This window comes from Inquilinus sp., assembly GCF_039594555.1.
Classification (GTDB): Bacteria; Pseudomonadota; Alphaproteobacteria; order DSM-16000; family Inquilinaceae; genus Inquilinus.
Genome location: NZ_JBCNNF010000465.1, coordinates 1 through 5,166 on the forward strand (window position 1 = coordinate 1; position 5,166 = coordinate 5,166).

6 protein-coding genes are annotated in these 5,166 nt (G+C 70.3%); 5 read left to right on the forward strand and 1 reads right to left on the reverse strand.

The genetic code is table 11. From position 1 onward, the window contains the following. Positions 1-48: 48 nt before the first annotated feature. Positions 49-516 carry a MarR family winged helix-turn-helix transcriptional regulator gene (locus ABDW35_RS31755; protein WP_343717846.1) on the forward strand — a complete coding sequence of 156 codons (468 nt, stop codon included), beginning with the start codon at positions 49-51 and terminating at the stop codon, positions 514-516. Between the two features lie 105 nt (positions 517-621). After that, complete coding sequence (locus tag ABDW35_RS31760; protein WP_343717847.1) at positions 622-1,422, forward strand: SDR family oxidoreductase; 801 nt, start codon at positions 622-624, stop codon at positions 1,420-1,422. Between the two features lie 9 nt (positions 1,423-1,431). Here ABDW35_RS31760 and ABDW35_RS31765 read toward each other — a convergent pair whose 3' ends face one another. After that, entirely contained in the window at positions 1,432-2,088 is a 657-nt protein-coding gene (locus tag ABDW35_RS31765; protein WP_343717848.1) for a MarC family protein, read from the reverse strand. A 163-nt stretch (positions 2,089-2,251) separates the two neighbouring features. Here ABDW35_RS31765 and ABDW35_RS31770 point away from each other — a divergent pair, with 163 nt between their 5' ends. The 3 genes from ABDW35_RS31770 to ABDW35_RS31780 form a co-directional block, all read left to right on the forward strand. Further along, positions 2,252-2,917: a phytanoyl-CoA dioxygenase family protein gene (locus tag ABDW35_RS31770; RefSeq protein ID WP_343717849.1), complete on the forward strand. Its 666-nt coding sequence runs from the start codon at positions 2,252-2,254 to the stop codon at positions 2,915-2,917. A 22-nt stretch (positions 2,918-2,939) separates the two neighbouring features. Next, entirely contained in the window at positions 2,940-3,575 is a 636-nt protein-coding gene (locus ABDW35_RS31775; protein ID WP_343717850.1) for a hypothetical protein, read from the forward strand. Between the two features lie 186 nt (positions 3,576-3,761). After that, the coding region (locus ABDW35_RS31780; protein ID WP_343717851.1) for an ATP-dependent Clp protease ATP-binding subunit at positions 3,762-5,166 on the forward strand (1,405 nt) is incomplete at its 3' end.

Here is a 5,166-nt window from a genome sequence, read left to right on the forward strand (position 1 = left end):
GCATATGCCCCTTGACCGCAAGCGGGCCTGTTCCCCATATCCCGATCCATGAAGACCGAGCGCAACACCAAGGAAGGCGTCCTGGCCTGCAACGCCACCGCGATGCGCAAGGCGTCGCGGCGGATCACGCAGCTCTATGACGACGCGCTGGCGCCCGCCGGGCTGCGCTCGACCCAGTTCGCCATCCTGGCCGAGCTGCACGAGCTGGGGGAAAAAGCGCCGACCCTGGCGGAGCTGGCCGCGGCGCTGGTGGTCGACCGCTCCGCCCTCGGGCACACCCTGCGGCCGCTGGAGCGGGACGGGCTCGTCGTCCTCAAGGAGGGCGTCGAGGACCGGCGCCGCCGCCACATTCTGCTGACGGCGCAGGGATTGGCGAAGCTGCAGCAGGCCCTCGGCCTGTGGGAGTCGGCGCAAGCCCGGTTCCATGCCGTCTTCGGCCAGACCGAGGCGGAGGCGCTGCGCAGCGCCCTGCTCGACATCGCCTATGACGAGCGGCTGGGCACGCTGAAGGACTGAGTTTCCCACCGGAGGAAAGGCGGAAGGCCGTCACCTCCTATCGCCCCGGAATGGGCATATGCCCTTTCTTGATGAGGGCATATGCCCATTCCAAAGGAGATTATCATGAGCACCGACAAGACCACCGCCCTGATCACCGGCGCCTCTTCGGGCATCGGCGCGATCTATGCCGACCGCCTGGCCCGGCGCGGCCACGACCTGATCCTGGTCGCCCGCAACGCCGAGCGGCTGAACACCGTGGCCAAACGCCTGACGGCCGAGACCGGCCGGACGGTGACGCCGCTGGTCGCCGACCTCACCGACAGGGACAACCTGCGCGAGGTCGAGGAGGTGCTGCGCACCGACCCCAGCATCACCGTGCTGGTCAACAATGCCGGCTTCGGCTCCGCCGCCCCGCTGCTGCAGGCCGATGTCGACGCGATGCAGTCGATGATCGACGTGAACGTCACGGCCCTGACCCGCCTGACTTATGCGGCGGTGCCCGGCTTCGTCGCCCGCGGCGGCGGCACGGTGATCAACATCTCCTCGATCGTCGCCGTGGCGCCGGAGCTGCTGAACGGCGTCTACGGCGGCAGCAAGGCCTTCGTCCTGGCCTTCAGCCAGCAGCTGCGGCACGAACTCGGGGCCAAGGGCATCCGCGTCCAGGCGGTGCTGCCCGGCCCGACCTCGACCGAGTTCTGGGATATCGCCGGCGCGCCGATCGCCGTCCTGCCGCAGGCGATCCAGGAGCGGATGATGCGGGCGGAGGACCTGGTCGACGCGGCGCTGGCCGGCTTCGACCAGGGCGAGGTCGTGACCATCCCGGCGCTGCCGGAGATCAAGGATTGGGACGCGGTCGAGGCCGCCCGCCGGGCGCTGGGCCCGAACCTGTCCAACGCGGTCCCGGCGGCCCGCTACGGCTTGTAAGGCCTCGGCCTAGGGCGGCGTCAGCGAATGGACGAAGTCGCTGATGCCGCCCAGCGTGATCTGGGTGCCAACGCAGAGCAGCAGGAAGGCCATCAGTCGCGACAGCACCCGCACCTGGGACTGGCCGAGCAGCGCGACCAGCCGGTCGGCCGAGGAGTAGGCCACCCAGACGCTGGCGGAGATCGTCAGCGCCGCCGCCGTGGCGCCGAGCACGAAGGGCAGGAAATCCGGCTGCCCGACCGGCAGGTTCGACCCGATGGCGATGGCGACCGAGATCGTGCCCGGGCCGGTGGTGAAGGGCATGGTCAGGGGATAGAAGGCGACGGCGTCGATGCCCTCCGCCTCCGACGCCTGTTCCTGCTTGCGCTCCTCCTGCTGCTCCGGCGACTGCAGCAGCCGCCAGGCGCTGGCGGCGACGATCAGCCCGCCGGCGATGCGCAGGGCCGACAGGCTGATGCCGAAGAAGCTGAGGACATAGGCGCCGCCCCACAGCGCGCCGAGCATCACCAGGGCGGAATAGACCCCGATCTTCCGCGCCAGCATCAGGCGCTCGCCATGCGACCGGGCGGCGGTGATCTGGCTGAAGATCAGGGCGGCCCCGATCGGGTTCACGATCGAGAACAGGGCGGAGAGCGTGAGCAGGAAGGTCTGGATCGAACCGCTCATCCGCGACTCCGAAGTGGTGCCGACAGCCTGACCGATCTGCGGCCCCGGCCGCAACAGTCCGATCGGTGAGACGATCCCGGAACGGCGGTATTGCGGGAGTTGCGCCGCGAGCCCCGGTCGCTTTAGCTGGGGCATGCCCCAGCCCGACTGGCCCGATCCGGACATGCTGCGTTTCGTCCCGCATGGCGCGCTACGCCTCCGGTCGGCGATGACGGATGCCGAGCTGTTCGGCCTTGATACCGCGCTTGCCGGCCTGCCGCCGAATCGCGCCGGCATCAGGCTGCGGGGAAACGCCGCCCTGCAGCCCCTTCTGGCGAAGGATGGCCCCGTCGGCGCCGTGGCGGCCTCGATCCTGGGCGGTGCAGCCCGGCCGGTCCGGGCGATCCTGTTCGACAAGACGCCGGCGGCCAATTGGGCGCTCGCCTGGCACCAGGACCGGACCGTCGCGGTGGCTCGGCGTGTCGAGGTCGACGGCTTCGGGCCCTGGACGGTCAAGGACGGGCTGCCGCATGTGGCCCCGCCTTTCGCGGTGCTGGCCGGCATGGTGACGCTGCGCATCCATCTCGACCCCGTGCCCATGACCAATGCGCCGCTGCTGGTGGCGCCGGGATCGCACCGCCTCGGCCGCGTCGCGGCGGCGGAGGTGCCGGATGCCGTCCGCCGCTGCGGCATAGCGGCCTGCATCGCCGAGGCCGGCGACATCTGGCTGTATGCGACGCCGATCCTGCATGCCTCGGATGCGGCCCGGCAGCCGGCCCGCCGGCGGGTGCTGCAGGTGGATTTCGCCGCCGGTCCGCTGCCGGGCGGTCTTGAATGGGCCGGTCTTTGAGCCGGGATGAAAGGACCGACGGATGAGCCTGGAACCTGGACGGATCATCGTCCTCAACGGCGCCCCGCGATCGGGGAAGTCGAGCATCGTCGCGGCGATCCAGGGCTGGGACGACGGGCCCTGGATGAATCTGGGCGTCGATGTCCATGTCCGGCACGTGACGCCGCCGCACCTCCGCCCCGGGATCGGGCTGCGGCCCGGCGGCGAGCGGCCGGAGCTCGAACCCTGGGTGCGGGTCTTCTATGCCGGGCTCTATGAGTCGATCGCGGCCCACAGCCGACTCGGTCTGAACGTCGTGGCCGATCTCGGTCATCACGACGCCTATTCCGAGCCGCTCGGCATCCTTCGCGATTGCGCCCGGCGCCTGCTCGGCCTGCCGGCCCTGCTCGTCGGGGTGCGCTGCCCGATCGGGGAGATCATGCGCCGGCGCCGGGCGGGACAGCCGGGGCGGGAGGGCGAATACCTGGCCGGATCGGCCGGGGAACCGGTGCCGGAGGCGGTGCTGCGCTGGCAGCGCGAGGTGCATCGCCCCGGGATCTACGATCTCGAGGTCGACACCTCGCAGCTCGGCCCGGACGAATGCGCGGCGGCGATCCGCCGCCGCCTCGACGATTCCACGCCCCCCTCGGCCTTCCATCGGCTGGCGGAGCAGGGCTGAACCCGTGAGCGGGGCTTAAATTCGCGTTCCGGCCGGTGCATGATGCCCCGGCACCGGAACCCTGTCTGGTGGCAAAACGTTTGCGGGAAAAGGCGCAGCCCCGACCCTCTGCCGACCCGGATCCGTGCCGGGCCGCCCCCGCAACAGGCCTTGCGCGAAGGCCGATCCGGACCCGGAGTGGAGACCATGGCCCAGAAGCTCTGCGACATCTGCCACGAGCGGCCCGCCACCGTGCGCGTCACGGTGCTGCAGAACGGCCAGCGCCGGCAGCTCGATGTCTGCGACTTCCATTACCAGCAGCTGGCCCGGCACCAGCGCTATGTCTCGCCGCTGGAGGCGCTGGTCCGCGGCTCCGGGCTGGAGGACATGTTCAGCCAGGCCGTGCCGTCCTCCGGCTCGCCGCGCCGCGGCCCGCCGGGATCGGAGCGCACGGCCCTGAACCTGCAGAGCCATTTCAGCGAGCAGGCGAAGGAGCTGCTGCAGCGCGCCGCCGAGCGGGCGGTGCAGTTCGGCAAGCGCGAGGTCGACACCGAGCACCTGCTGTACGAGCTGGCGGAGAGCGACATCGTCCAGGCCATCCTGCGGCGCTTCAAGATCTCGCCGGAGGAGCTGCGCGGCTATATCGATCAGAACGCCATTCGCGGCACCGAGCAGCCCGGGCCGCGCACAGAGATCGGCGTCTCGCCCCGCATGAAGGCTGCGCTGGATCATGCCTTCCTGATCTCGCGCCAGCTCGGCCATTCCTACGTCGGGCCGGAACACATGCTGCTCGGCCTGGCCCAGGTGCCGGAGAGCTTCGCCGGCAACTTGCTGCGCAAATACGGGCTGACGCCGCAGGCGCTGCGGCAGCAGACGGTGCGCACCGTCGGCACCGGGGCGGAGGAGGGGCGGGTCGAAGGCCCGTCGAACACGCCACAGCTCGACAAGTACAGCCGCGACCTGACGGCCCTGGCGCGCGAGGGCAAGCTGGACCCGGTGATCGGCCGGTCGAAGGAGGTCGAGACCACGATTGAGATCCTGGCCCGGCGCAAGAAGAACAACCCGGTGCTGATCGGCGAGCCCGGCGTCGGCAAGACCGCGATCGTCGAAGGGCTGGCGCAGCGCATCGTCAACAACGAGGTGCCGGACACGCTGCGCGACAAGCGGCTGGTCGAGCTCAGCGTCAACAGCCTCGTGGCCGGCTCCAAGTTCCGCGGCGAGTTCGAGGAGCGGGTCAAGCAGGTGATGGACGAGATCGCCGAGCACCGCGACGAGCTGCTGCTGTTCATCGACGAGGTCCACACCATCGTCGGCGCCGGGCAGGGCGGCGGCGAGGGCGGGCTGGACGTCGCCAACACCTTCAAGCCGGCGATGGCGCGGGGCGAGCTGAACCTGATCGGCGCCACGACGCTGAACGAATACCAGAAGCACATCGAGAAGGACGCGGCGCTGGAGCGGCGCTTCCAGCCGGTCTTCGTGGCCGAGCCGACGGTGGAGCAGACGGTCAACATCCTGCGCGGCCTGCGCGACCGGCTGGAGGGCCATCACCAGGTGACGATCCAGGACCAGGCCTTCACCGCCGCGGCGGAGCTGTCCGACCGCTACATCTCCG